Below are 24,210 nucleotides of genomic sequence, written 5' to 3' on the forward strand. Positions count from 1 at the left end.
CGGAGAGAGACACCATGAGCTTCACGCGCCGCCAGATCCTGCAGACCTCCAGTGCATCCGCGCTGATGGCCAGCCTTGGCCAGAACGTCTTCGCGCAGGCGACGACACACATAGAGACCGCGACCATCGTCACCGGCTTCGCGGCCGGCGGCACGTCGGACACCACCTGCCGTCGCCTGGCGACCAAGCTCAGCCCCGAGTACGCGAAGACCGCCGTGGTCGAGAACCGCACCGGCGCGGGCGGCCAGATCGCGGTGGGCTACGTGAAGGGCCGCCCGGCCGACGGCAGCACCATCCTGCAGACGCCGACCTCGATCCTCACGATCTACCCGCACATCTACAAGAAGCTGCCGTACGACCCGGTGACTGACATCACGCCGGTGAGCCTGGCCTGCGTGTTCGACTTCGGCTTTGCCGTGGGCCCGGCCGTGCCGGCCAGCGTGAAGACCGTGCCGGAGTTCCTGGCCTGGGCCAAGGCCAACCCGGCCGGCGCCAACTACGGCTCGCCGGCATCCGGCTCCACGCCGCACTTCATCGGCGCGCTGCTGGGCAAGAAGGGCGGCGTCGAGCTCAAGCATGCGGCCTACCGCGGCACGCAGCCGGCCATGCTCGACCTGCTGGGCAGCAACATCTCCGCGGTGTCGGGCCCCATCGGCGACATCACGCAGCACCTGCCCACCGGCAAGGTGCGCATCCTGGGCGTATCGGGCGCCAAGCGCAGCCGCTTCGTGCCCGACGTGCCCACCTTCGGCGAACAGGGCCTGAAGGACATGGCGCACAGCGAGTGGTTCGCCTTCTTCCTGCCGGCCAAGGCCTCGCCCGAGCTGGTGGCGAAGCTGAACACGGCGATGAAGAACGCGCTCGCGCAGAAGGACGTGATCGACGGCCTCGGCACCTTCGGCCTGGAAGCGATGTCTTCCACGCCCGCCGAGCTGACGGAACTGTTGAAGAAGGACACCGCCAAGTGGGGCCCGATCGTGAAGGACGTCGGCTTTACAGCGGAGGGATAGGACCACCCCGTTTCTTGCTCACTTCGTGTAGCCGAATCCCCCTCAAGGGGCAACACCAGCGGCCCGGCAAAGCCGGTTCCGCGGTGTTCCCCGCGAAAGCCTCGGAAAGCACAACGAGCAAGCCATTTAAAAGGAACTGCCATGAACACTCTCGCCACCCCGGCCGCCTCGGCGCTGGTCCATCCCTCGATCCACCCCGACGAGCGCGCCGCGCGCGAGGAGCTCGCGGCCTGCTACCGCGTGTTCGCGATGCTGGGCTGGGTCGAGATGATCTACAACCACATCACGGTGCGGCTGCCCGACAGCGTGACGGGCGGCGAGAAGCAGTTCCTCATCAACCCCTTCGGCCTGCACTACAGCGAGGTCACGGCCAGCAACCTGGTGAAGATCGACCTGCGGGGTAGGGTGCTCGACGGTTCGTCTTACCCGGTGAACCCGGCCGGCTTCACGGTGCACGCGGCCATTCACGACGGCCTGCCCGGCGCGCACTGCGTGATGCACACGCACACCACCGCCGGCGTGGCCGTGGCCTGCCTGCAGGGCGGGCTGCAGCAGACCAATTTCTATACCGCCCAGCTGCACGGCATGGTGGCGTACCACGACTTCGAGGGCATCACCATCCATGCCGACGAAGGCCCGCGCCTGCTCAGGAGCATCGGCGACCGCAACGCGGTGATCCTGCGCAACCACGGCCTGCTGGCCTGGGGGCAGACGCTGCCGCAAACCTTCGCGATTTTGTGGACGCTGCAGCGCGCCTGCGAGATCCAGATGGCCACCTTCTCGATGGGCGCGGCCATTCCGGTGAGCGAGGAGATCGCGCAGCGCTGCACGCGCGACGCGCTGCAGTTCAGCCCGGAGCACGGTGCCGGGCAGGATGTGTTCAATGCGCTCGTGCGCCAGGTGGACCGCATCGACCCTTCGTACCGCAACTGAACTGAGGCGAGCTTTCCCATGAAGATTTGCATCTACGGCGCCGGTGCCATCGGCGGATGGATCGGCGCCGGCCTGGCGCAGGCCGGCCAGCGGCTGAACGTGGTGGCGCGCGGCGCGACGCTCGAGGCGCTGCGGCGCGACGGCCTGTCGCTGATGCGCGGCAGCACGGGTGGAGAGGTGCGCACGCGCGTGCCCGTCAACGCGGTGGCAGATCCGGCCGAGCTCGGCGTGCAGGACCTGGTGGTCATCGCCGTGAAGGCGCCCGCGCTGGCCGGCGTGGCCGAGCGCATCGGGCCGCTGATCGGCGCCGACACCATCGTGCTGGTGGCGATGAACGGCGTGCCGTGGTGGTTCCTGGAAGGCGGCTTCGGCGGCGAAATCACCGGCCACCGGCTCGCGGCGGTCGACCCCGAGGGCGCCATCGCCAAGGCCATTCCGTCGCGCAACGTGATCGGCTGCGTGGTGCACGCGAGCTGCTCGCTCGACGGGCCGGGCGTGGTGCGGCATCACTTCGGCAACGGGCTGATCGTGGGCGAGCCTTCGGGCGAGGCCACGCCGCGCGTGCGGAAGCTGGTGGAGCTGCTCAACGCCGCGGGCATCGACACCACGCTGTCGCCGCAGATCCAGAAGGACGTGTGGTTCAAGCTGTGGGGCAACATGACGGTGAACCCGATCAGCGCGCTGACGGGCTGCACCACCGACCTCATCATGGGCGACGACTACGTGCGCGGCTTCATTTCGGCGGTGATGCTGGAGGCCAAGGAAATCGGCCGCCGCATCGGCATCGAGATCACGCAGAGCCCGGAAGACCGGCACGCCGTCACCATGAAGCTCGGCGCGTTCAAGACGTCGATGCTGCAGGACGTGGAAGCCGGCCGCTCGGTGGAACTGGACGCGCTGGTGACCGTGGTTCGCGAGCTGGGTGAACTGACCGGCGTGGCGACGCCGTTCACCGACGCGCTGCTGGGGCTGGCGCGCCTGAGGACGCGGCAGCTCGGCCTGTACTGAGCCGATCCGGGCCCCCGTCGCAAGATCGCTTGACCCGGCCCCTGCGGCCGCCTCGATAAAGGCGCTGTCCGTTCCAAGCCAAGAGGTGATCTCGTGAATTCTCCAGCCGCCCGATTCCTGAACCCTGCCGAGGCCGCCCGGCGGCTCGGTGTTTCCGCCAAGGCGCTGCGCCTGTACGAGCAGCGCGGGCTGTTGACGCCGGCCCGCACCGAGGCCGGCTGGCGCTCCTACGGACCCGGCGAAATGGCCCGGGGCGCGGAGATCGCCGCGCTGCGCAAGCTCGGCCTGAGCCTCGCGCAGGTGGCGCGCGTGCTGCAAGGCGACGCCGCGGGACTGGAGCCGGCGCTGGCGGCGCACCAAGCGATGCTCGAGGGGCGCGTTCGCCAGCTCGGCGACACCATGGAGAAAGTGCGCGGCCTGCGTGCCGGCCTCGCGCGCGGGCAGGCGCCGGCAGCCGGCGAGCTGGCACGCCTGCTGAAGCCGGCCGAGGGGCTTTGCATCGCCTTCGACCTGCCGTGGCCCTGGGGCGGGGAGCGCTTCGAGCTGCGCGGCATACGGCCGCTGAACTACATCGTCGGCCCGTTGGGCAGCGGCAAGACACGGCTGGCGATGCGTCTGGCCGAGACCATTCCGGGCGCCACGTTCCTCGGGCTGGACCGGACGGCGAGCCCCGGCGCAACGCCTGCACCGGCAGTCGCCGAAGCACTGGCGTGGCTGGTGGAGGACGGCGCCACAGCCTCCGACGCGCTGGCCGCCCTGCTGGCCGGGCTGGCGGCAGAAGGACCCTCGGCGCTGGTGGTCGACCTGGTGGAACAGGGGCTGGACCCTGCGACCCAGCAGGCGCTCATCGCGCACCTGCGCCGGCGCGGCCCAGGCGGCAGGCCGCTCTTCATGCTCACGCGCTCCTGCGTGATCCTCGACCTGGCCGCGGTGGGCGACGACGAATCGATCATCCTCTGCCCCGCCAACCACAGCCCGCCGTCGCTCGTCGCGCCGTACCCTGGCGCCGCCGGCTACGAAGCCGTTGCCAGCTGCCTCGCCACGCCGGAAGTACGGGCGCGCACGGAGGGCGTCATCGCCTGGCGGCCGAGAAGAGAAGTGGCCTGAATCAACGGCGATCGGGTTGGGGCAGCGTCACCCACCATGCCGCCGCCACGATCAGCAAGCCCCCGGCCCATCCCCATGGCCCGATGCGCTCGCCGAACCCGTGCACCGCGATCAGCGCACCGAACACCGGCTCGCTGCCCATCAGCAGCGACACCCGGCTCGGGCTGGAGCGCGAGGCCGCATGGTTCTGCGCGAAGAATGCGAACACGGTGCACAGCAGCACCAGATACGCCATGCCCCACCAGAAAGACGCGGTGGCCGGCGGCATGTGCCACGCGCCGTTGGCCGGCGAGGCGACCAGCGCGATCGCCGCCGCGCCGAGCGCCATCACGCCGGCCTGCACCGCCGTGAGCGTCAGCGCCGGCAGCGCGTGGCGGCCGGCCAGCCGGCGCGTCAGGCACACCATCACCGCGCGCAGGAAGGCCGCGGCCACCATGAGCCCGTCGCCCCAGCCAAGCGACAGGTCGGCGGGCGAAGTAGCCGACAGCATCGCCGCGCCGAGCGCCGACAGGCCCGCCGCCCAGAACACGCGCCGCGCCGGCCGCCGGCCCAGCAGCCACCATTCGACGAAGGGCGTGATCGCCACGCACAGGCTGACGAGGAAGGCCGCGTTGCTCGCGCTGGTCAGCGACACGCCGAAGGTCTCGCACACGAAGATCGCCAGCAGGTTGGTGCCGAGCAGCCCGCCCACCGCCAGGCCCTGGCGCCATTGCGCCCCGAACAGCGGCCCGAGCGCCGGCAGCAGCACCACGAAGGTCAGCCCGAAGCGCAGCGCGATGAACTCCAGCACCGGCAACTGCTGCGTCGCCTGCTTGGCCACCGCGTAGCTGCCGCCCCAAACGGCCGCCACGAGCAGCAGCATGATCTCGGCCGAGCCGATGCCCGCTCCGAAGCCCGCCCGCGTCTTTGAATCCATACTGTCGGCCCGCCATCGATGAACAACCCAGGGGGAATTGTTCCGGGCATCAACCGGGCCGCACAGCCATCGGCCGGAACAGGACTATTGCGTCGTGGGAACGAATTCATTTCTCAAAGTGCTGCCGGAGATGGTGACCTTCCTGCGGGTCGCCGAGCTGGGCAGCTTCTCCGCGGCAGCCGATCTGCTGGGCATGACGCCGTCGGCCGCGAGCCGGCAGGTGAAGCGGCTCGAAAAGGAGATCGGCGTGCAGCTGCTGCAGCGCACCACGCGCCAGCTGAGGCTGACCGAGCCTGGCGCCGAGGCCTTCGCGCGCTGCCGAGAACTGGTGCTGGCGGCGCAGGGCACGATGGACATCGCGCAGCGCTTTTCGAAGACGCCGGCCGGGCTGGTGCGCATCAGCGCGCCGAAGGCCTTCGCGCGGCGCGTGCTGCATCCGCACATCCTCGACTTTCTCGGGCGCTACCCCGAGGTCGACGTGCAGCTCGTGGTGGCCGACCGCGACGTCGATCCGATCCGCGAGGGCGTGGACCTGGTGGTGCGGCTGACCACCGAGCCGCCCGAAGGGCTGGTGGCACGCCGGCTGATGGCGGTCGAGCACATCCTGTGCGCGGCGCCGGCCTATCTGGCGCGGCATGGCGCCATCGCGCACCCGCTCGATCTGCCGGCGCACAGCTGCCTGTCGCTGGGCGAGCACGAGCGCGACAACCACTGGCGCTTCAGGCAGGGCGACGAAGAGGCCGAGGTGGTGGTGCGCGGGCGCTATGTGTCGAACCACAGCGAGGTGCGGCTCGACGGCGCGCTCGCGGGCCTGGGCGTGGCCTGCCTGCCGGCGTTCATCGCCCGGCCGGCACTGGACGACGGCCGCGTGGTGCGGGTGCTGGCCGATTGGGAGTTCCAGGGCAACTATCGCGGGCACGCCTACATCCTGCACCCGCCCGACCGCTTCATGGCGCCCAAGTGCCGGGTGCTGATCGAGCACCTGCTGGGCGCGCTCAGTGCGTCTTCGTCAGGACGCGAACGGCCTCGGGCAGCGAGTTGACCTGCGGCATGAAGCGGTCGAGCAGCGCACCGAGCGCGACCGCGCAGATCACCGCGCCCAGCAGCGGCTTCCACGTCAGCCGCACGGCGGCCATGAGCCAGCCTTCGCGCGCCACGCGCACCGCGGCGCGCGCCGACACGTAGGAGAACGCGATCTCGATCGCCACCGCCAGCAGCGCGTCCCAGCTGAAGTACAGCAGCACCAGCGACCCCGCGCCGAGCACCACGGCCACGCAGATCAGGAAGACCGCGACGATCGGCACGACGATGATCGCGCCCTCGTCGGCACTGCCAGCGACTTCGAGCGCGCCGCCGGCCATGTCGGAAAGGCCGCCGTCCCCGCCACCACCACCACCTCCTCCTTCGTCCCCCAGGTTCACGTGGCCGTGCGAACCGCTGCCGCTGCCACCGCCGCGTCCGCCGCCGAACTCGACGTCGGGCGCATCGAGGTCGACATCCAGCGTCCGCCCCTCGACCAGCCGCTTGGCCCACCAGCGCAGCACCAGCAGGTAGCCGAGGTATCCGATGCCCAGCGTGAGGAAGTAGCGCACCGCCAGCGAATCGACGTGCAGCAGGTGCATCTGCAGCGCCGACACGCACCACATGAGCAGCAGCGTGAAGCTGCCGATCAGGATGCCGTGCGTGCGCAGGCTGTAGTTGCGGTGCAGGTCGCGTTCGACCTGCGTTTCCCAAAGGCGCACGGAGCGCCAGTTGGAAAGAACCTTCATTCGCCTTGGGTGGCGGCGGCGAAGGGCACGCGCTGGGCCACGGCGCACATGAGCTCGTAGCCGACGGTGCCGGCGGCCCGCGCGACTTCGTCGATGGGCAGCACCGCGCCGGTCTTCGCCGAGTTGCCCCACAGCGTGACCTCGCTGCCGAACCTGGCGTCGGGCACCGGCGTGAGGTCGACGGTGATCATGTCCATGCTCACGCGCCCGACCATGCGGGTGCGCACGCCGTTCACCAGCACTGGCGTGCCGGTGGTGCAGTGGCGCGGATAGCCGTCGGCATAGCCGACCGCCGCGACGCCGATGGTGAGCGGCCCCTCGGCGGTGAAGCTGGAGCCGTAGCCGATGGTGTCGCCGGCCTTCAGCGTCTGCACCCCGATGAGCTGGGTCGACAGCGTCATGGTTGGCTGCAGCTGCCAGTGCGCGGCGTCGTGTTCCGGGTAGTCGGGGGCGCTGCCGTACAGCACGATGCCGGGGCGCACCCAGTCGCCGCGCGTCAGCCTGGCGTGGCGCAGCGTGGCCGCGCTGTTGGCAATGGAGCGCTCGCCCGGCAGGTCGCGCGTGAAATGCTCGAACACCTCGAGCTGGTGGGCGATGCCGCGCGGGCCGTCGGCGTCGCTGAAGTGCGTCATGAGCGAAATCTCGTCGACCTGGGTCAGCGCATTGAGGCGGGTCCAGGCGGAGCCGAAGCGCTCGGGCGTGAAGCCCAGGCGGTTCATGCCCGAATTCATCTTCAGGAACACGCGCTGCGGCTTCAGGGTCTTGTGGGCGGCGAGCATGTCGATCTGCTCGTCGCAGTGCACCGCGTGCCACAGGTCCAGGCGCGAGCACAGCTCCAGGTCGCGCGCGTCGAACACGCCTTCGAGCAGCAGCACCGGGCCGCGCCAGCCGAGCGCGCGCACGCGTTCGGCCTCGGCCAGGTCGAGCATCGCGAAGCCGTCGGCCCCGCGCAGCCCTTCATAGACCCGCTCTATGCCATGGCCATAGGCATTGGCCTTGACGACGGCCCATACCCGGGCTTCGAGGGCCGAGCGGCGTGCGCGCTCGAGGTTGTGACGCAGCGCGTCGGTGTGGACGGTGGCGAGAATGGGGCGCGGCATGGGGGCTCTGGCAAGTCGGAGAAAATGCAGACCACGTTTTAGCACCTTCGGGAATGGGGTCGAACACCGTGGGGATGCGCAATTGCGCGCCGCACCCCCGTGCTATAACCGCCCATTCGCCTCGGACGCGACACTTTTTCACTACCGCCAGCAGACCCTCTGGCCAGCCAGCCCATCGATGAAGCGCGGTTTCTACACGATCATGTCGGCCCAGTTCTTTTCGTCGCTGGCCGACCAAGCGCTCTTCGTTGTTGCGGTCGACCTGATGCGGACTTCGGGCGCACCCGAATGGCAGCGGGCCGCACTGGTACCGATCTTCGCGGTCTTCTACGTGGTGCTCGCCCCGCTGGTGGGCGCCTTCGCCGACGCCTTGCCCAAGGGCAAGGTCATGTTCATCAGCAATGCGATCAAGGTGCTCGGCTGCCTGATGATGCTGTTCGGCTCGCACCCGCTGCTGTCCTACTCCATCGTCGGGCTGGGCGCGGCGGCGTATTCGCCGGCCAAGTACGGCATCCTGACCGAGCTGCTGCCGGCCTCCCAGCTGGTCAAGGCCAACGGCTGGATCGAGGGCCTGACCATCGCCTCGATCCTGCTGGGCATCGTGCTCGGCGGCGCGCTGGTGGGCCATGCGGTTTCCAGCAAGCTGCTGGCCTTCGACTTCCCGTTCATCGACACCGGCATCAACTCGCCGGCCGAGGCGGCGATCACGGTGCTGATCTTCGTCTACGCGCTGGCCGCGTGGTTCAACACGCGCATTCCGCACACCGGTGTCGAGATGCGCCCGCTGCGCTCGAACCCCGAGCACGGCCTGGCGCGCAACATCGCCGCGCTGCTGCCCGACTTCTGGCACTGCAACGCCCGCCTCTGGCGCGACCGCCTCGGCCAGATCTCGCTGGCCACCACCACGCTCTTCTGGGGCGCGGGCGGCAACCTCAAGTACATCGTGCTGGCGTGGGCCGCGCTGGCGCTGGACTACAACACCACCCAGGCCTCGGCGCTGACCGGCGTGGTGACCATCGGCACCGCCGTGGGCGCCATCGTGGCGTCGATGCGCATGCGGCTGGACATGGCCACCCGCGTGATCCCCATGGGCATCGCGATGGGGCTGATGGTGATCGCGATGAACTTCATCGGCAACGTCTGGCTGGCGGTGCCGTTCCTCATCATGCTGGGCGGCCTCGGCGGCTTCCTGGTGGTGCCGATGAACGCGCTGCTGCAGCACCGCGGCCACAACCTGATGGGCGCCGGCCGCTCCATCGCGGTGCAGAACTTCAACGAGCAGGCCTGCATCCTGCTGCTGGGCGCCTTCTACAGCGTGTGCACCGGCCTGGGCCTGTCGGCCTACGGCGCGATCAGCGCATTCGGCCTCGTGGTGGCCGGCTGCATGTGGATCATCAAGCGCTGGCACGAGAACAACCTGAAGAAGTACCCGGAAGAAGTCGAGCACCTGCTGGCCATCGCCCGCAGCGACAAGCATCATTGAACTCCCCCAGGCTGCGCGCACTTCGTGTCGCTTCGCCTACCCCCTCGCCCGGGGCAACACCGGCGGCCCGGCAAAGCCGGTTCCGCGGTGTTCCTGAGAAATACGCGCCGTCATGCCCGCCCTCGCACTGATGTTCAATGCCTTCGTCTGGGGCGTTGCCTGGTTTCCGTTCCGCCAGATGGCCGGCCATGGGCTGCATCCGCTGTGGACCACCTGCCTGATCTACCTGGCCATCGCGGTCGTGATGGGCCTCGTGCGGCGCCACGCCTGGCGGGGCTTCGCGGCTTTTCCGGGGCTGGTGCTGCTGGGGCTGGCGGCCGGGCTCACCAACGTGGGCTTCAACTGGGCGGTGACGCAGGGCGACGTGGTACGCGTGGTGCTGCTGTTCTACCTGATGCCGCTGTGGAGCGTGCTGCTGGGCTGGCTGCTGCTGGGCGAGCGGCCCACCGGCGGCGCGCTGGCGCGGGTGGCGCTGGCGCTCACCGGCGTGGTGGTGGTGCTGAAGGCGCCGGGCACCGACTGGCCGGTGCCGTCGAGCCTGCCCGACTGGCTGGGCGTGGGCGCCGGCTTCAGCTTCGCGGTGACCAACATCGTGCTGCGCCGCCTGCGCGCGGCGCCGGGCGAATCGCGCGCGCTCGCCATGTTCTGCGGCTGCTCCGCAGTGGCGGGCGTGGCGGCACTGGCGGGCACGGCCTTCGGCGCCATCGATTCGCCGATGCTGGCGTCGCCCGGCTGGCTCGGCTGGGCCGCGCTGCTGGGCACGGGCTTCATCGTCGCCAACGTGTGCCTGCAATACGGCGCGTCGCGGCTGGCGGCCAGCGCCACCTCGGTGATCATGCTGTCGGAAGTGCTGTTCGCGAGCGTGTCGTCGGTGGCGCTGGGCGCGGCCACGCTGGACTCGCGCATCCTGATGGGCGGCGCGCTGATCGTGCTGGGCGCCCTCTGGTCGGCGTTTGCGCGAACGCCCGTGCCGCGCGATGATCGCGCTCCCGCTCCCACCTGAGGAAAAACCCGCATGACCAGCATCTACGACTTCGAGGCCAACCAGATCGACGGCAAGCCGGTGAAGCTCTCCGCCTTCAAGGGCAAGGTGCTGCTGATCGTGAACACGGCCAGCAAATGCGGCTTCACGCCGCAGTTCGCCGGCCTCGAGGCGCTGCACGAAAAATACGCGGACCAGGGGCTCACGGTGCTGGGCTTCCCGTCGAACCAGTTCGGCTCGCAGGACCCGGGCACCAACGAGGAAATCGGCGCCTTCTGCACCAGGAACTACGGCGTGAGCTTTCCGATGATGGAGAAAATCGACGTCAACGGCAGCAATGCCGCGCCGCTGTACCAGTGGCTCACCAAGGAAAAGCCGGGCCTGCTGGGCAGCACGGCCATCAAGTGGAACTTCACGAAGTTCCTGGTCGGGCGCGACGGCACCGTGCTCAAGCGCTATGCGCCGCTCGACACGCCGGCTTCGCTCACGCGCGACGTGGAAGCGGCATTGGCGGCGGCGGGCTGACCCGGCCGCAATCCGTCAGAAGCGGAAATCGGCGGTCTTGGAGCCGCCGCTCCCCACCGTCACCGTCTGGGACTTCGCGGCGCCACCGGCCGTGGATGCATCGATGACATAGCGCCCGGCGGGCACGTCGACCAGGCAGACCGGGCCGTTGGCGCGGAACGCCAGCGCCGCGGCGTTGCTGGCGTCGCCGCCCTTGATCGTGACGTCCACATTCGCCAGGTAGGCGCCGTCGGCACGTGCGAACAGCAGCGCCAGCGGATGTTCCTTCATGGCGGCGCGCATCGCCTGCGATTCGTCCGAGCCGATACCGCCGCACACATAGCGTGCCGAGCCGGCGCCCTGCCACGCCGGCATGGCGCCCTGTGCCTGCGCCGCCACGGCGCCGGCTACGCAGATGCCCGCGAGCAGCGCGCGCCGCAGCAGCCTGGAAGAAGAAACGAGGGGGGCGGAAACATGGGACATGGCACTGGCTCCTTGCGAAATCGGTGCCGCCATGATGCGCCGCCACGCGCCTTCGCGCGAGTCGGACCGCGCCCTCCCCTGCTGTGCGATCAGGCCGCGTCCAGCGCGGCGTCCAGCAGCTCGATCCAGTGCCGCACCGGCGTGTCGCCGCTGCCGCTTTGCAGGTGCGTGATGCAGCCGATGTTGGCCGAGGCGATGACGCTCGGCTGCAGCTGCTTCAGGTGCCCGAGCTTGCGGTCGCGCAGCGGGTAGGCCAGCTCGGGCTGCAGCACCGAGTAAGTGCCGGCCGAGCCGCAGCACAGGTGCGATTCGTTCATGGCCACGCGCATGTCGAAGCCCAGCGCGCGCAGCTGCGTCTCGACGCCGCCGCGCAGCTTCTGGCCGTGCTGCAGCGTGCAGGGCGGGTGATAGGCCACCACGCCCGCAGGCGCCTTCACGCGGGCCTTTAGCAAGGGCACGAGGTCGGGCAGCAGCTCGCTCAGGTCGCGCGTGAGTTCGCTGATGCGCGCGGCCTTCAGCGCGTAGGCCGTGTCGTGCTGGAGGATGTGGCCGTACTCGCGCACGGTGACGCCGCAGCCCGATGCGTTCATGACGATGGCCTCGACCTCGTTGCGCTCCACGAAGGGCCACCAGGCGTCGATGTTGGCGCGCATCTGCGCCTTGCCGCCGTCCTGGTCGTTCAGGTGGAACTTCACCGCGCCGCAGCAGCCGGCTTCGGGCGCAATCAGCGCCTGGATGCCGGCCGCGTCGAGCACGCGCGCGGTGGCGCTGTTGATGTTCGGCATCATCGACGGCTGCACGCAGCCCGCGAGCATGAGCACCTTGCGCGCATGCGTGGCGGTGGGCCAGGCACCGGCTTCCTGCTTCGCGGGCACCTTGGCCTTCAGGGCCTCGGGCAGCAGGCCGCGCACAGCCTGGCCGAGCTTCATCGCGGGGCCGAAGAGCGGCGACGGCAGGCCTTCCTTCAACAGCCAGCGCTTCGCAGATTCGGCCGCGGGGCGCGGCACTTTCTCGTCGACGATCCTGCGGCCGATGTCGACGAGGTGGCCGTACTGCACGCCGCTCGGGCAAGTGCTCTCGCAATTGCGGCAGGTGAGGCAGCGGTCGAGGTGCAGCTGCGTGCTGCGCGTCGGCGCCTTGCCTTCGAGCACCTGCTTGATGAGGTAGATGCGCCCGCGCGGTCCGTCGAGCTCGTCGCCGAGCAGCTGGTAGGTCGGGCAGGTGGCGGTGCAGAAGCCGCAGTGCACGCATTTGCGCAGCTTGGCTTCGGCCTCGCGGCCCTCGTCGGTGCCGCGGAATTCGGGGGCGAGTTCGGTTTGCATGGTTGTTCTTGTCGTGCTCAGGAGGACGCGAGCAGGCGGCCGCGATGAAAGAGGCCGTGCGGATCGAACTCGCGCATCAGCGCGCGCTGGATGCGTTCGATGGGCGCGCTCATGCTGTCGAAACGCGGCTCGTGGCTTTGCGCGGCAGCGGCGGGCAGGCGAAACAGCGTGGCATGGCCGCCCGCCGCGCGTGCGATCTCGCGGATGCGCGCGGCCTGCCCGGGCGGCGCCTTGTACCAGCGCTGGCCGCCGTGCCATTCGATGAGCGGCGCGGCGGCGCCGTCGAGCGCCAGCACGGGCGCGGTCTGCGGCACGCTGAGGCGCCATAGCGCATCGCCGCCTTCGTCGGCGGAGAACCACGGCAGCTGCTGGTCGCGCAGCGACTGCCAGTCGGCGGCCGCGCGCAGGTCGTCCTTGCGCTCGCCGCCCAGATGCGCGCATGCGGCCTCCACGGCGGCGACGGCGCCGCGCAGCCGCAGGTACAGCGCGCCCGCGCCGGCGTATTCGAACCAGCAGCTCGCATTCAGCGGCAGCGGCCGGCCGCCCCATTCGTTGAGCAGCCGCAGCGCATCGGCCTGGCCGCAGGCGAATTCGAGCGTGGCTTCGGCCGGCGGAACCGGCAGCACCTTGAGGCTCACCTCCGCGATCACGCCCAGCGTGCCGAGCGAGCCCGCGAGCACGCGCGACACGTCATAGCCCGCGACGTTCTTCATCACCTGCCCGCCGAAGCTCAGCACCTCGCCGCGTCCGTTGACGAGCGTGGCGCCGAGTACGTAGTCGCGCACTGCCCCGACGCTGGCTCGCGCAGGCCCGCTGAGCCCCGCCGCGACCATGCCGCCGACGGTTCCGTCGTTGCCGAAGCGAGGCGGTTCGAAAGGCAGGCACTGGCCTTTTTCGGCGAGTGCCGCTTCGAGTTCGGCAAGCGGCGTTCCGGCCCGCACGGTGACGACCAGTTCGCTCGGTTCGTAGCTGGTGATGCCGGTGAGCGAGCGCGTGTCGAGCACCTCGCCTTGCGGTGCTTCGCCGTAGAAGTCCTTCGTGCCGCCGCCGCGAATGGACAGGGGCGTGGCTTGTGTCGCGGCGGCACGGATGCGCTCTACTAGTTGGTGAAGTGCTGTGTCGATGCTCATCGGGCTTGTTGTCTTTGATGTTGTTGTTTCGGGCGAGTGCACAGGCCACCGGGTACTCCCCTCCGCGAATGTCCCCCGCCTTCGGCTCCTCCTTTATTTCGCTGCGGGGAGCACCCGGCGCCCTGTGCACAACGAGCGCTGCCGTTGTGCCTTTCGATCAACGCGTGCTCTGAATGATCACGCTGGCGGGGTACCTTGCGCAGCGAAATAAAGGAGGAGGCCGCAGGCCGGGGGACATTCGCGGAGCAAGGTACCCCGTCGGCGTGAGCGCGCCCCGAACGAGCCCGACAAGAAAAAACAAGACAACCCCTCATCAGAACCTCGGCAGATCCGGATGCGACAACTTCCCCCCTCGCACCACCTGCTTGCCGTACTCGGCACAGCGCTGCAGCGTGGGGATCACCTTGCCGGGGTTCAGCATCCCTTCGGGATCGAACGCGCGCTTCACCCCGAACATCTGCTCGTTCTCCGCCGCAGTGAACTGTACGCACATGCTGTTGAGCTTCTCCACGCCCACGCCATGCTCGCCCGACACCGTGCCGCCCATGGCTACGCTGGTCTCCAGGATGTCCGCGCCGAAGAGCTCGCAGCGGTGCAGCTCGTCGGGGTCGTTGGCGTCGAACAGCACCAGCGGGTGCAGGTTGCCATCGCCCGCGTGGAACACGTTGCAGCAACGGAGGTTGTATTTTTTCTCCATCTCCTGGATGGCCAGAAGGATGTCGGCGAGCCGCTTGCGCGGAATCGTCGAGTCGAGGCACATGTAGTCCGGGCTGATGCGGCCCGAGGCGGGAAACGCGTTCTTGCGCCCGCTCCAGAACTTCATGCGCTCTTCCTCGCTGTTGCTGCAGGCGATGGCGGTGGCGCCGCAGCCGCGCAGCACGGCGGTCATGCGGCCGATTTCTTCTTCCACCTCCTCGGGCGTGCCGTCCGATTCGCACAGCAGGATGGCGGCGGCGTCGAGGTCGTAGCCCGCGCGCACGAAGTCTTCGACCGCGGCGGTCATGGGCTTGTCCATCATTTCCAGCCCCGCCGGGATGATGCCCGCCGCGATCACCGCGGCCACCGCGTCGCCGGCCTTTCGCACGTCGTCGAAGCTGGCCATGATGCAGCGCGCGAGCTGCGGCTTGGGCACCAGCTTGACGGTGACCTCGGTGGTCACGGCCAGCATGCCCTCGCTGCCGATGACCAGCGCGAGCAGGTCGAGCCCCGGTGCGTCGAGCGCCTCCCCGCCGAACTCGATAGGCTCGCCCTCGGCCGTGAAGCCGCGCACGCGCAGCACGTTGTGCAGGGTCAGGCCGTACTTGAGGCAGTGCACGCCGCCCGAGTTCTCGGCCACGTTGCCGCCGATGGTGCAGGCGATCTGGCTGGACGGATCGGGCGCGTAATAGAGGTTGAAGGGCGCCGCAGCCTCGCTGATGGCCAGGTTGCGCACGCCGCACTGCACCACCGCCGTGCGGCTCACCGGGTCGATCTTCAGGACGCGGTTGAACTTGGCGAGCGACATCGTCACGCCCATGGTGTGCGGCATGGCGCCGCCCGAGAGCCCGGTGCCCGCGCCGCGCGCCACCACGGGCACGCCGAGCTGGTGGCAGGTCTTGAGCACGGCGGCCACCTGCGCCTCGGTCTCGGGCAGGGCCACCACCAGCGGACGGGCGCGGTAGGCGGTGAGGCCGTCGCACTCGTAGGGCGTGGTGTCTTCGTCGTGCCAGATCAGCGCGTGGGCGGGCAGGTGCGCCTGCAGCGCGCGGACCACCTGGGACTGGCGCTCCGTTTTCTGTAGCGAATCGTGTTGCGTGGGGGTGAGCGGCGCGTTCATCGGCGGGCCTCTTTTCTTCTGTTCGCGGATGTCTCGGGTGTACCGCACTCTACGGACATTCCGGCAGCCCCGGGTTGATGGATTTTTGCCGGGTGCTTGAGAGAACTTTGCCGGTGGCGTCAGCGCAGGCTCTGTTCGAGCCAGTCGGCGAAGGCCGCGCACTCCCAGCGTTCCAGCGTGCCCGGCTGCCAGCAGATGTAGTGCCGGTGCGGCGACGCCACCGCCTGGTCGGACAACGCCACCAGCCGCCCCGACTCGAACCACGCCGCGCCCATCTTCTGGCGCACCAGCGCCACGCCGAAGCCGCTGGCAGCGGCGTCGTACACCAGCCCCAGGTCGTTGAACTGCGAGCCGACGTGGGGCTCGGGCTGGTCGAGCCCGCAGCTCGCGAACCAGGTGCCCCAGGGCTCGAGCGGGCTGCGGATCAGCCGCGCGCTTGCGATCTCGGCCGCGCTGCGAAAGCCGTGGAACGGCCCGAACTCGTTGAGGTAGCTCGGGCTGCAGGCGGGCACCACCTGCTCCTCGAGCACGAGGCGATGCTCGCAGTCGGCGTACCCGCCGGGGCCGTAGCGCACCTCCAGGTCGGCCTGCTCGGCCGTCACGTCGAGCAGCGGAATGGACACCTGCAGCACCAGTTCGATGTCGGGATAGATGTTGCGGAACAGCTCGAGCCGGGGCATGAGGAACTGCCGGCTGAAGGTCGGCGTGACGGCGATGCGAAGGCGCGTCGCGCGCTGAGCCGCGCCGCCGCCCAACGGCGTGGCCTGCAGTGCGGCAAGCCCGGTGCGCACGTTCGCAAGATAGGCCGCGCCGTCGGCCGTGAGGCTGAAGTCGCTGCGCCCGAACAGCTTGAAGCCCACGTGCGCCTCGAGCTGGCGGATGCGGTGGCTCACCGCGCTGGGCGTGACGCACAGCTCGTCGGCCGCGCGGCCCGCATGCCGCAGCCGCGCCACCGCCTCGAAGGTCAGCAGGCACTGGATCGGCGGAATGTGCTGCAGAGCCATGCGCGCCTGAGAACCCTCTTCGGCCTTCAGTCTTCGAAGAAGCTCACCGGCAGTCCCGGCGTGTCGACCCGCATCGCGATCACCATGCCCGAGGCCGGGCGCTGCGCGATCTCGTCGGCCGGGCGGCCCTTGCGGGCGCTGGTGACGAACAGCGTCTTCAGGTCGTCGCCGCCGAAGCAGGGCATGGTCGGGCACTGCACCGGTACTGCGACGGAGGCCACGCGCTCGCCCGAGGGCGAAAAACGCAGCAGCTGCGCGCCTTCGAACATGGCCACCCAGTAGTGGCCCTGCGCATCGATGGTGGCGCCGTCGGGGCGGCCGTCGTAGTGCAGCGGCGACGCGGGCGTCCAGCCTTCGGGCTTGGCGCCGAACTGCTGGAACACTCGCACATGCGAGAGCGAATTGGCCTCGGCGTCCCAGTCCCATGCATGCACCACGTGCGCCGCGGTGTCCGCCCAGTAGAGGGTGCGGGCGTCGGGCGAGAAGGCGAGGCCGTTGGCGGTGGTGGCCTGGTTGGCCATCTGCGTGATGGTGGGCGAGATGCCGGTGTCGCTGCGCGCGTCGAGGCAGTAGAGCGCGGCGTTGGGCCGGTCCTTGGCCTCGTTGAGCGAGCCGCCCCAGAAGCGGCCCAGCGCGTCGCACTTGCCGTCGTTGAAGCGCATGGTGCGCACGTCGTGCTCCACGCGCGCCATCGCGGCCAGCTCGCCGCCCCATTCGCGCGCACGGTAGATGCCGTCGCGCAGCGCAATGACGAGGCCGCCGCGCCGCGCCGGCGCCATGCAGCCGGGCTCGGTGGGCAGGGCCCAGCGCTCGACCGTGGCGCCCGGCGTGCCGATGTCGCCGCGCGTTCGCAGCACGGCGCGGCCGGGAATGTCGAGCCAGTAGAGCGATCGTTCCTGAGGGTGCCAGAACGGCGATTCGCCGAGCTCGCAGAGGCTGTCTTCGATGGAGGTCCACATGGTGGGCCGATTGTGCTCCCGCCCATTGCGCAGGCGGGCAAAAAAAAGCCCGCCGGCGCCGGAGCGCTTGCGGGCTGAACATCCAAAGGAGACCTCGCTTGAAAAACTTGTTCTTCAGTTCAGTAGCACCGCGGAACCGGCTCTGCCGGGCCGCAGGTGCTGCCCCCTGCAAGGGGGCTTCGGTTTACCTGTTATATGCGGTTTCGCCGTGGGAAGAAATGTCGAGGCCTTCGCGCTCTTCTTCTTCCGACACACGCAGGCCGAGGGTCAGGTCGGCGATCTTGTAGGCGATGAAGGCCACCACGCCGGACCACACGACCGTGAGCGCCACGCTCTTGATCTGGATCCAGACTTGCGCGCCCATCGAGAAGGTGTCGGGCGTCGCGCCGCCGGTGCCGCCGAGGCCCTTGGCCGCGAACACGCCGGTCAGGATGGCACCCAGGATACCGCCCACGCCGTGCACGCCGAACACGTCGAACGCGTCGTCCGCACCCAGCATGCGCTTCAGGCCGCCCACACCCCACAGGCAGACCAGGCCGGCCAGCAGGCCCAGCACGATCGAACCCATCGGGCCGACGAAACCGGCGGCAGGCGTGACGGCCACGAGGCCGGCGACGGCACCGGATGCTGCACCCAGCATCGAGGCCTTGCCCTTGTGCAGGCTCTCGCCCAGGATCCACGACAGCGCGGCGGCAGCGGTGGCGAGCACCGTGTTGATGAAGGCCAGGCCGGCCAGGGCGTTGGCGGCACCAGCCGAGCCGGCGTTGAAGCCGAACCAGCCGACCCACAGCAGCGAAGCGCCGACCATGGTGAGCGTGAGCGAGTGAGGCGTGAACGCTTCCTTGCCGTAGCCGACGCGCTTGCCGACCATGTAGGCACCCACGAGACCGGCCACACCGGCGTTGATGTGCACCACGGTGCCGCCGGCGAAGTCCAGCGCGCCGTCCTTGCCCAGCAGGCCGCCGCCCCACACGATGTGGGCGATCGGCACGTAGCTGAAGGTGAACCAAAGCACCGAGAACAGCAGCACGGCCGAGAACTTGGCGCGCTCCGCGAAGGCGCCGACGATCAGCGCCACGGTGATGGCCGCGAACGTGCCCTGGAAGGCGACGAACACGTATTCGGGAATGGTGGTCAGCGCACCGAAGGTTTCCTGCGTGATGCCCTTCATGAAGATCTTGTCGAATCCTCCGAAGAAGTTGCCGTCACCCGAGAAGGCCAGGCTGTAGCCGTAGACGGCCCACAGGATGCTGATGAGCGAGAAGATCACGAAGACCTGCATCAGCACCGACAGCATGTTCTTCGAACGGCCCAGGCCGCCGTAGAACAGCGCGAGGCCGGGGATGGTCATCAGGATCACGAGGAGGGTCGAAGTCAGCATCCAGGCGGTGTCGCCGGAGTCGATCTTCGGAGCCGGCGCAGCGGCGGGCGCTGCCGCGGGCGCCGCTGCGGCGGGTGCCGCGGCTGCATCGGCCGGAGCCGCCGCGGCGGGCGCTGCCGCTGCGGGAGCCGTTGCGGCCGGTGCCTCGGCAGCAGGCGCTGCCGGGGTCTGTGCGAAGCCGGAAGTACCGGCGGCAAGCACGCTCAAGCCGAGCGCAAGAGAGACAAGCAGTTTTTTCATAATCGTTGTTCTTTCGGGCCAGGACTCGATCAGAGGGCTTCGCGGCCCGTTTCGCCGGTGCGGATGCGAACGACCTGCTCGAGGTTGTAGACAAAAATCTTGCCGTCGCCGATCTTGCCGGTACGGGCGGCGCCTTCGACGGCTTCGATCACGCGATCCACGAGGTCGTCGGAGACGGCCGCCTCGATCTTCACCTTGGGCAGGAAGTCGACCACGTACTCCGCGCCGCGGTAGAGCTCGGTGTGGCCCTTCTGGCGTCCGAAGCCCTTCACCTCGGTGACGGTGATCCCCTGCACGCCGATGGCCGACAGTGCTTCGCGCACCTCGTCGAGCTTGAACGGTTTGATGATGGCTGTGACCAGCTTCATGAGTTTTCTCCTTTGGATGGAAATGAAACGATGCGGCAGCTTGGGCCGCATCTCGTTGTTCTGCTGCTTACAGCGTCTTCGTCAGCGTGAGGATGAAGCGCGCCTTGTTCGGCGAGTAGGTGGTCTGGCCGATGGGGCCGAAGCCGAGGTCGATGCCCGGGTTGGACACCGCGAGGTACGAGCTCTTCTTGTTGGCGCCCTGCACCGAGCCGGTCAGCGACAGGCCGTTGCCGAAGTCGTAGCTCGCGCCCACGTTGTAGTCCACGTAGCTCTTGTAGCCCAGGCTGCGGATGTCGCTGGACATGTTGGTGTAGCCCACGGCCGCCTTCAGCGTGACCTTGGGCACGATTTCCTTGCTGTACGACAGGTTCAGGTAGCCGGTGTTGGTGCCCTTCAGGCCCGAGCCGGCCTTGTTGCCGGCGTAGCCGAAGTAGTCCTTCGACACGGTGTGCGAGTACTTGGCGGTGAACGAACCGAAGGTTTCGTTGGCATAGGTCGCGCCGACGTACAGCTCGGTGGTGTTGCCCGCCGAGTTGCCCGGGTAGATGTAGGTGAGCGCACCCACGTCCATGTCGAGCGGGCCGGCCTTGAACTTGTAGCCGCCGTAGATGTCGCTCTCGATGCTGTTGCCCTTCTGCCAGTTGACGCTGGAGTTCCAGTTGCCCACGTAGAAGCCGCTGCTGCCGAAGGCGTAGTCGAAGCCGCCCTGGATCGCGGGCTTGAAGCCCTTGGTCTTGGCGTAGTCGTTCTTGCCGATCATGTCCTGGTCCTGGCCGCGGAACTTGTAGTTCGTGGTCAGCGAGACGTTGCCCGTGAAATCCGGGGCGGGCGCGGCGGCCGGGGCATCGGTCGTCGCCTGGGCCAGGGCTGCGCCCGAAGCGGTCAATGCAGCGGCCAGAACGATCATCGCCTTGGCGGCGGTACGGTGCGTCATCGGGAAACTCCTCGCAAGTGTGTTGTTGGACCTGAGAGGCTCAAAGCAGGGAGCGTGCCAAACTGCACAAATACCTGTGCCCCATGCGACTCGCCCGCGTCGTGTTGTGAGCGAAATCGTTACAACGCTTGTTTCGAGCGGTTGCGGCTTTCAACAGGTTCGCACCACCGCGGACACACCACAGATGGACGCACCATCTTGGGGACAGGGAGAGAAATGAGTTTGTCTTTGGTGCAGGGCCGAGCCTTGCTGGGGCTGGAAGCGGCCAGTGTCACGGTCGAGGTGCATCTGGCCAACGGCCTGCCCAGCTTCACGCTGGTCGGCCTGGCGGAAACCGAGGTCAAGGAAGCCCGCGAACGCGTGCGCTCGGCCATCCAGAACGCGGGGCTCGAATACCCCAACAACAAGAAGATAGTGGTGAACCTGGCCCCCGCGGACCTGCCCAAGGACTCCGGGCGCTTCGACCTGCCCATCGCGCTGGGCATCCTCGCGGCCAGCGGGCAGATCGACGGCGCCAGGCTGGCCGGACACGAGTTCGCGGGCGAACTGTCGCTCTCGGGCGAGCTGAGGCCGGTGCGCGGCGCCCTGGCCATGGCGCTGGCCCTGCACACGCGCGGCGTGGCGACGCGGCTGGTGCTGCCCCTGGACAGTGCGCACGAGGCCGCCCTGGTGCCCGACGGCGAGGTCTATGGCGCACGGCATCTGCTGGATGTGGTGCGGCAGTTCGTGGTCGACACCGAGGCCGCCTCGCAATGGCCCGATCCGCCGCCCGACGGCTGGGCGCGGATCCGTGCGGCGCCCGGCGCCAGCGCACCGCGCTACGCCGACCTGGCCGACGTCAAGGGGCACGCGGGCGCCAAACGCGCGCTGGAAATCGCCGCGGCCGGCGGCCACAGCCTGCTGATGATGGGCGAGCCGGGATCGGGCAAGTCGATGCTCGCGCAGCGCTTCGCGGGGCTGCTGCCGGCCATGAGCATCGAGGAGGCGCTCGAGAGCGCGGCGGTGGCCAGCCTGGGCGGCCGCTTCGCGACGGAGCGCTGGATGCTCCGGCCCACGTCTGCGCCGCATCACACGTCCAGCGCGGTGGCACTCGTAGGTGGCGGTTCTCCGCCCCGGCCCGGAGAGATCTCGCGCGCGCACCACGGCGTTCTCTTCCTGGACGAGTTTCCGGAATTCGCCCGCTCGGCGCTGGAGGCGCTGCGGGAGCCGCTGGAAACCGGCACCATCACCATTGCCCGCGCCGCCCGGAGTGCCGAATTCCCGGCCAGATTCCAGTTGATCGCCGCGATGAACCCCTGCCCTTGCGGCTACCTGGGTTCCTCAAAAGCCTGCCGCTGCACGCCCGACCAGATCTCGCGCTACCAGGGCAAGCTCAGCGGCCCGCTGCTCGACCGCATCGACCTGCACATCGAGGTGCCCGCGGTGTCGGCGCAGCAACTGCTAGACGCGCCCCCCGGCGAATCGACGGAGAGCATCCGCGGCCGGGTGATCGCCGCGCGCGAACGTGCGATGCAGCGCCAGGGGTACGCCAACCAGTCGCTGCAGGGCAGCGCGATCGACCAGCACGCCGGCCTCGACGATGCGGCCCGCAAGTTCATGTTCAACGCGGCGGCCAAGCTGGGATGGTCCGCGCGCAGCACGCACCGCGCGCTGAAGGTGGCACGCACGATCGCGGACCTGGGGTCGGCGCAGGCGGTGCAGGTGGAGCATCTGGCGGAGGCGGTGCAGTACCGGCGGGCGCTGCGGGGCAGCGCCTGAAGAATCCGGAGGCAGCTGCAGCCCGCTACTTGAACTCGTGACTCACCACAGGCGCCGACTTGCTGTCCTGCACGGTCACCCGTTGCCGATACACCTCGAGGTCGCCGTTGCGCACCTCGATGTTGTAGATGCCGGGACGCAGCGGCAGCGACTTGAGCGGCGGGCTCACGCCGCGGTCGGCGCCGTCCACGAAGACCTGGCCCCAGGGGCGGATGTTGAGCACCACGCGGCCCATGCCCGGTGCGGCGGCGGTCGCGTCGGGCGCGGCCGGCACCGTGGGTGGAGACAGCCGGTTCAGCTCGGCAATGGCGTTGCGGGCGTCGCGGGCGTGCAACCCTCGGCGGTAGCGGCGCAGGTAGGCCTCGTAGCCTTCGCGTGTGTTCTCGGCCTGGGCCAGGCTCCAGTCTTCCGCCTCGGCGGTCGCGAGCGCCGTATCGGCCGGCGTCGTGGCCGGCGGATTGACCGGCACGTTCTCGATCGGCGTCAGCGGTGCGCCGGCCGGCGTGGCAGGCGTTGCGGCCGGCGCACCGGCGACCGTGGTGCCGGCGCTGCCGCCACCAGCAGCAGGGGCCGTCGTCGGCCCTCCATCGGTGACGGGCGGAGTGGTGGCTGCTGCCGGCGTGCCCGATGCGGCACCGGCATCGGTGGCCGGCGGAGGCATCACCGCGGGCGGCGACGTGTTGCTCGACATCGGCGAAGCCGGCGGCGGCACCGGCACCATCGCGGTGGAGGTTTGCTGCGGCTTCATGCCGGAGGTCAGGCGCAGCCCGATCCAGCCACCCACGGCCACGAGTGCGAACACCAGCACACCCACCATGACCCAGGGCGGACGGCGCGACGACGCCGCTTTCTGCGTCCTGGTCTTCTTCACTGCCGGCGCCGGTGTCGGTGCCGGGGCCGGCGCCTCGACGGCAGCCACCGGCAAGGGCTCCAGCGGCACCGGCGCCGACATCGGCGAGAACTGCTGCGGCACGAGCGGCGGAGGCGGAGGTGTCGACGACACGGGCGCCGTGGGAATGATCACCGCCGGCACGCCCAGGCCGCTCACATAGATGTCGCCCAGCTTGACCAGCCCCAGTTCCGCGGCGAAGGCGGCCACGGTCTGCGTGCGGTCCTTGCTGTGCACGGCCAGGGTGTGGTCGACGGCGGCGCAGAAGCCCGGGCTCAGGTCGTCGCGGCCCATCGAAGACAGCGGCACGTAGGCGTCCTGCACGCTGCGCACCACGGCCGAGGGCGGCGGATGGCCGGTCACGGCACGGTAGAGCACGGCGCCCAGCGCGTACAGGTCGGTCCAGGGGCCCTGCAGCAGGGTGTTGTCGTCGGCGTACTGCTCGATGGGCGAGTAGCCCGACTTCACCATCACCGCCACCTCGTCGACCAGGTCGGCAATGGACTTTCGCGCCGCGCCGAAATCGAGCAGCACCGGCAGGTCGTCGGGCTGGATGAAGATGTTGTCGGGCGCGATGTCGCGGTGGAAGCACTGGCTGCGGTGCAGCGTCTCCAGTGCCCCCAGCAGCGGCCCCAGCATGCCGAGCAGCCAGGCCTCGTTGATGCGGCCGGGTTCGTCTTCGGCAAGGCGCCTCAGGGTGCGGCCCTTGTAGAGCTGGATCGCCATGTAGGCGGTCGAGTTGGCCTCCCAGAAGCGATGCACGCGCACCAGCGCGGGATGGCTGAACTGCGCGAGGGTGCGCGCCTCGTTGATGAAGCTGCGCAGTCCCGCCTGGAAGGTGGCCGCGAGGCGCTCGGAGCGCACGAGCACGCTGTCGTCGCCCACGCGGCGCGCGAGCATCGACGGCATGTATTCCTTGATGGCCACTTCGCGCTGCAGCGAGTGGTCGTACGCGCGGTAGACGATGCCGAAGCCGCCCTCGCCGATCACCTCGAGCAGTTCGAATTCATCGAGCCGGTGGCCCGTCTCCAGCGGATGCGGGCGTTCATCGGCCGGCGAATCGGCCGCCGCGCCTGCGCTGCCCTGCGTGGTGCTCATGCGTCTTCTCCTCCCT

General features: G+C 69.2%; 22 protein-coding genes. 9 read left to right on the forward strand and 13 right to left on the reverse strand.

What is annotated here, in order from left to right:
• Window positions 1-14: 14 nt before the first annotated feature.
• From AC1RVW_RS17690 to AC1RVW_RS17705, 4 genes are all read left to right on the forward strand, one after another.
• Window positions 15-1,010, forward strand: coding sequence for a Bug family tripartite tricarboxylate transporter substrate binding protein (locus AC1RVW_RS17690; RefSeq protein WP_081270038.1), 996 nt, complete (start codon window positions 15-17; stop codon window positions 1,008-1,010).
• A 141-nt stretch (window positions 1,011-1,151) separates the two neighbouring features.
• Entirely contained in the window at window positions 1,152-1,943 is a 792-nt protein-coding gene (locus AC1RVW_RS17695; protein ID WP_081270039.1) for a class II aldolase/adducin family protein, read from the forward strand.
• An 18-nt stretch (window positions 1,944-1,961) separates the two neighbouring features.
• The gene (locus AC1RVW_RS17700; protein WP_493201452.1) at window positions 1,962-2,951 is read left to right on the forward strand and encodes a 2-dehydropantoate 2-reductase; all 990 of its coding nucleotides are present in this window, start codon (window positions 1,962-1,964) and stop codon (window positions 2,949-2,951) included.
• Window positions 2,952-3,044: 93 nt separating this feature from the next.
• On the forward strand, window positions 3,045-4,058 hold the full coding sequence (locus AC1RVW_RS17705; protein WP_493201454.1) for a MerR family transcriptional regulator: 1,014 nt from the start codon (window positions 3,045-3,047) through the stop codon (window positions 4,056-4,058).
• 1 nt (window position 4,059) lies between these two features.
• Here the strand turns inward: AC1RVW_RS17705 and AC1RVW_RS17710 are convergent, their stop codons facing one another.
• Window positions 4,060-4,974: a DMT family transporter gene (locus AC1RVW_RS17710; RefSeq protein ID WP_493201456.1), complete on the reverse strand. Its 915-nt coding sequence runs from the start codon at window positions 4,972-4,974 to the stop codon at window positions 4,060-4,062.
• Between the two features lie 94 nt (window positions 4,975-5,068).
• Here AC1RVW_RS17710 and AC1RVW_RS17715 point away from each other — a divergent pair, with 94 nt between their 5' ends.
• Window positions 5,069-6,016, forward strand: a complete 948-nt coding sequence (locus tag AC1RVW_RS17715) for a LysR family transcriptional regulator (protein ID WP_493201458.1) — start codon at window positions 5,069-5,071, stop codon at window positions 6,014-6,016.
• Here AC1RVW_RS17715 and AC1RVW_RS17720 read toward each other — a convergent pair.
• Both AC1RVW_RS17720 and alr read right to left on the reverse strand, forming a co-directional pair.
• Window positions 5,970-6,743: a hypothetical protein gene (locus AC1RVW_RS17720; RefSeq protein WP_493201460.1), complete on the reverse strand. Its 774-nt coding sequence runs from the start codon at window positions 6,741-6,743 to the stop codon at window positions 5,970-5,972. The two genes, AC1RVW_RS17715 and AC1RVW_RS17720, sit on opposite strands and share 47 nt — an antisense overlap.
• Window positions 6,740-7,843, reverse strand: a complete 1,104-nt coding sequence (gene alr, locus AC1RVW_RS17725) for an alanine racemase (RefSeq protein WP_493201462.1) — start codon at window positions 7,841-7,843, stop codon at window positions 6,740-6,742. The genes AC1RVW_RS17720 and alr overlap by 4 nt, the downstream gene beginning before the upstream one ends.
• 178 nt (window positions 7,844-8,021) lie before the next feature.
• On the opposite strand from alr, the gene lplT reads away from it, so the two are divergent.
• The 3 genes from lplT to AC1RVW_RS17740 all read left to right on the forward strand — a co-directional run bounded on the left by lplT (window position 8,022) and on the right by AC1RVW_RS17740 (window position 10,833).
• Window positions 8,022-9,326 (forward strand): lysophospholipid transporter LplT, encoded by a 1,305-nt coding sequence (gene lplT / locus AC1RVW_RS17730; protein WP_081270045.1) that lies wholly within the window; start codon window positions 8,022-8,024, stop codon window positions 9,324-9,326.
• A gap of 112 nt (window positions 9,327-9,438) precedes the next feature.
• Window positions 9,439-10,329 (forward strand): DMT family transporter, encoded by an 891-nt coding sequence (locus tag AC1RVW_RS17735; RefSeq protein WP_106936114.1) that lies wholly within the window; start codon window positions 9,439-9,441, stop codon window positions 10,327-10,329.
• Window positions 10,330-10,341: 12 nt separating this feature from the next.
• Window positions 10,342-10,833, forward strand: coding sequence for a glutathione peroxidase (locus AC1RVW_RS17740; RefSeq protein WP_081270047.1), 492 nt, complete (start codon window positions 10,342-10,344; stop codon window positions 10,831-10,833).
• A 15-nt stretch (window positions 10,834-10,848) separates the two neighbouring features.
• Here the strand turns inward: AC1RVW_RS17740 and AC1RVW_RS17745 are convergent, their stop codons facing one another.
• The 9 genes from AC1RVW_RS17745 to AC1RVW_RS17785 form a co-directional block, all read right to left on the reverse strand.
• On the reverse strand, window positions 10,849-11,295 hold the full coding sequence (locus AC1RVW_RS17745; RefSeq protein ID WP_493201465.1) for a carboxypeptidase regulatory-like domain-containing protein: 447 nt from the start codon (window positions 11,293-11,295) through the stop codon (window positions 10,849-10,851).
• An 89-nt stretch (window positions 11,296-11,384) separates the two neighbouring features.
• Complete coding sequence (gene glcF / locus AC1RVW_RS17750; RefSeq protein ID WP_493201466.1) at window positions 11,385-12,617, reverse strand: glycolate oxidase subunit GlcF; 1,233 nt, start codon at window positions 12,615-12,617, stop codon at window positions 11,385-11,387.
• 17 nt (window positions 12,618-12,634) lie between these two features.
• Window positions 12,635-13,747 carry a glycolate oxidase subunit GlcE gene (gene glcE, locus AC1RVW_RS17755; protein WP_493201468.1) on the reverse strand — a complete coding sequence of 371 codons (1,113 nt, stop codon included), beginning with the start codon at window positions 13,745-13,747 and terminating at the stop codon, window positions 12,635-12,637.
• Window positions 13,748-14,060: 313 nt separating this feature from the next.
• Window positions 14,061-15,563: an FAD-linked oxidase C-terminal domain-containing protein gene (locus tag AC1RVW_RS17760; RefSeq protein ID WP_493201470.1), complete on the reverse strand. Its 1,503-nt coding sequence runs from the start codon at window positions 15,561-15,563 to the stop codon at window positions 14,061-14,063.
• 119 nt (window positions 15,564-15,682) lie between these two features.
• Window positions 15,683-16,567: a LysR substrate-binding domain-containing protein gene (locus AC1RVW_RS17765; RefSeq protein ID WP_493201472.1), complete on the reverse strand. Its 885-nt coding sequence runs from the start codon at window positions 16,565-16,567 to the stop codon at window positions 15,683-15,685.
• Window positions 16,568-16,593: 26 nt separating this feature from the next.
• Window positions 16,594-17,526: an SMP-30/gluconolactonase/LRE family protein gene (locus AC1RVW_RS17770; RefSeq protein ID WP_106936120.1), complete on the reverse strand. Its 933-nt coding sequence runs from the start codon at window positions 17,524-17,526 to the stop codon at window positions 16,594-16,596.
• Between the two features lie 184 nt (window positions 17,527-17,710).
• Window positions 17,711-19,147 (reverse strand): ammonium transporter, encoded by a 1,437-nt coding sequence (locus AC1RVW_RS17775; RefSeq protein ID WP_106936121.1) that lies wholly within the window; start codon window positions 19,145-19,147, stop codon window positions 17,711-17,713.
• A gap of 29 nt (window positions 19,148-19,176) precedes the next feature.
• Entirely contained in the window at window positions 19,177-19,515 is a 339-nt protein-coding gene (gene glnK, locus AC1RVW_RS17780) for a P-II family nitrogen regulator (protein ID WP_007833403.1), read from the reverse strand.
• A gap of 67 nt (window positions 19,516-19,582) precedes the next feature.
• Window positions 19,583-20,449 (reverse strand): TorF family putative porin, encoded by an 867-nt coding sequence (locus AC1RVW_RS17785; RefSeq protein WP_081268199.1) that lies wholly within the window; start codon window positions 20,447-20,449, stop codon window positions 19,583-19,585.
• Between the two features lie 216 nt (window positions 20,450-20,665).
• On the opposite strand from AC1RVW_RS17785, the gene AC1RVW_RS17790 reads away from it, so the two are divergent.
• Window positions 20,666-22,207: a YifB family Mg chelatase-like AAA ATPase gene (locus tag AC1RVW_RS17790; protein ID WP_493201476.1), complete on the forward strand. Its 1,542-nt coding sequence runs from the start codon at window positions 20,666-20,668 to the stop codon at window positions 22,205-22,207.
• A 25-nt stretch (window positions 22,208-22,232) separates the two neighbouring features.
• On the opposite strand, the gene AC1RVW_RS17795 is transcribed toward AC1RVW_RS17790, so the two are convergent.
• A complete protein-coding gene (locus AC1RVW_RS17795; protein ID WP_493201478.1) occupies window positions 22,233-24,194 on the reverse strand; it encodes a serine/threonine protein kinase in 1,962 nt (653 codons plus the stop codon).
• Window positions 24,195-24,210 lie beyond the last annotated feature (16 nt).

The organism is Variovorax sp. MPBD4-3, assembly GCF_058809745.1.

Bases quoted from the DNA above. Each gene is read 5' to 3' on its own strand.
- glnK (WP_007833403.1), bottom strand. From the start codon at position 19,515: ATGAAGCTGGTCACAGCCATCATCAAACCGTTCAAGCTCGACGAGGTG.
- alr (WP_493201462.1), bottom strand. From the start codon at position 7,843: ATGCCGCGCCCCATTCTCGCCACCGTCCACACCGACGCGCTGCGTCAC.
- AC1RVW_RS17775 (WP_106936121.1), bottom strand. From the start codon at position 19,147: ATGAAAAAACTGCTTGTCTCTCTTGCGCTCGGCTTGAGCGTGCTTGCC.
- AC1RVW_RS17795 (WP_493201478.1), bottom strand. From the start codon at position 24,194: ATGAGCACCACGCAGGGCAGCGCAGGCGCGGCGGCCGATTCGCCGGCC.
- AC1RVW_RS17760 (WP_493201470.1), bottom strand. From the start codon at position 15,563: ATGAACGCGCCGCTCACCCCCACGCAACACGATTCGCTACAGAAAACG.
- AC1RVW_RS17710 (WP_493201456.1), bottom strand. From the start codon at position 4,974: ATGGATTCAAAGACGCGGGCGGGCTTCGGAGCGGGCATCGGCTCGGCC.
- glcF (WP_493201466.1), bottom strand. From the start codon at position 12,617: ATGCAAACCGAACTCGCCCCCGAATTCCGCGGCACCGACGAGGGCCGC.
- AC1RVW_RS17745 (WP_493201465.1), bottom strand. From the start codon at position 11,295: ATGTCCCATGTTTCCGCCCCCCTCGTTTCTTCTTCCAGGCTGCTGCGG.
- AC1RVW_RS17785 (WP_081268199.1), bottom strand. From the start codon at position 20,449: ATGACGCACCGTACCGCCGCCAAGGCGATGATCGTTCTGGCCGCTGCA.
- AC1RVW_RS17790 (WP_493201476.1), top strand. From the start codon at position 20,666: ATGAGTTTGTCTTTGGTGCAGGGCCGAGCCTTGCTGGGGCTGGAAGCG.
- AC1RVW_RS17770 (WP_106936120.1), bottom strand. From the start codon at position 17,526: ATGTGGACCTCCATCGAAGACAGCCTCTGCGAGCTCGGCGAATCGCCG.
- AC1RVW_RS17740 (WP_081270047.1), top strand. From the start codon at position 10,342: ATGACCAGCATCTACGACTTCGAGGCCAACCAGATCGACGGCAAGCCG.
- glcE (WP_493201468.1), bottom strand. From the start codon at position 13,747: ATGAGCATCGACACAGCACTTCACCAACTAGTAGAGCGCATCCGTGCC.
- lplT (WP_081270045.1), top strand. From the start codon at position 8,022: ATGAAGCGCGGTTTCTACACGATCATGTCGGCCCAGTTCTTTTCGTCG.
- AC1RVW_RS17700 (WP_493201452.1), top strand. From the start codon at position 1,962: ATGAAGATTTGCATCTACGGCGCCGGTGCCATCGGCGGATGGATCGGC.
- AC1RVW_RS17735 (WP_106936114.1), top strand. From the start codon at position 9,439: ATGCCCGCCCTCGCACTGATGTTCAATGCCTTCGTCTGGGGCGTTGCC.
- AC1RVW_RS17690 (WP_081270038.1), top strand. From the start codon at position 15: ATGAGCTTCACGCGCCGCCAGATCCTGCAGACCTCCAGTGCATCCGCG.
- AC1RVW_RS17765 (WP_493201472.1), bottom strand. From the start codon at position 16,567: ATGGCTCTGCAGCACATTCCGCCGATCCAGTGCCTGCTGACCTTCGAG.
- AC1RVW_RS17720 (WP_493201460.1), bottom strand. From the start codon at position 6,743: ATGAAGGTTCTTTCCAACTGGCGCTCCGTGCGCCTTTGGGAAACGCAG.
- AC1RVW_RS17695 (WP_081270039.1), top strand. From the start codon at position 1,152: ATGAACACTCTCGCCACCCCGGCCGCCTCGGCGCTGGTCCATCCCTCG.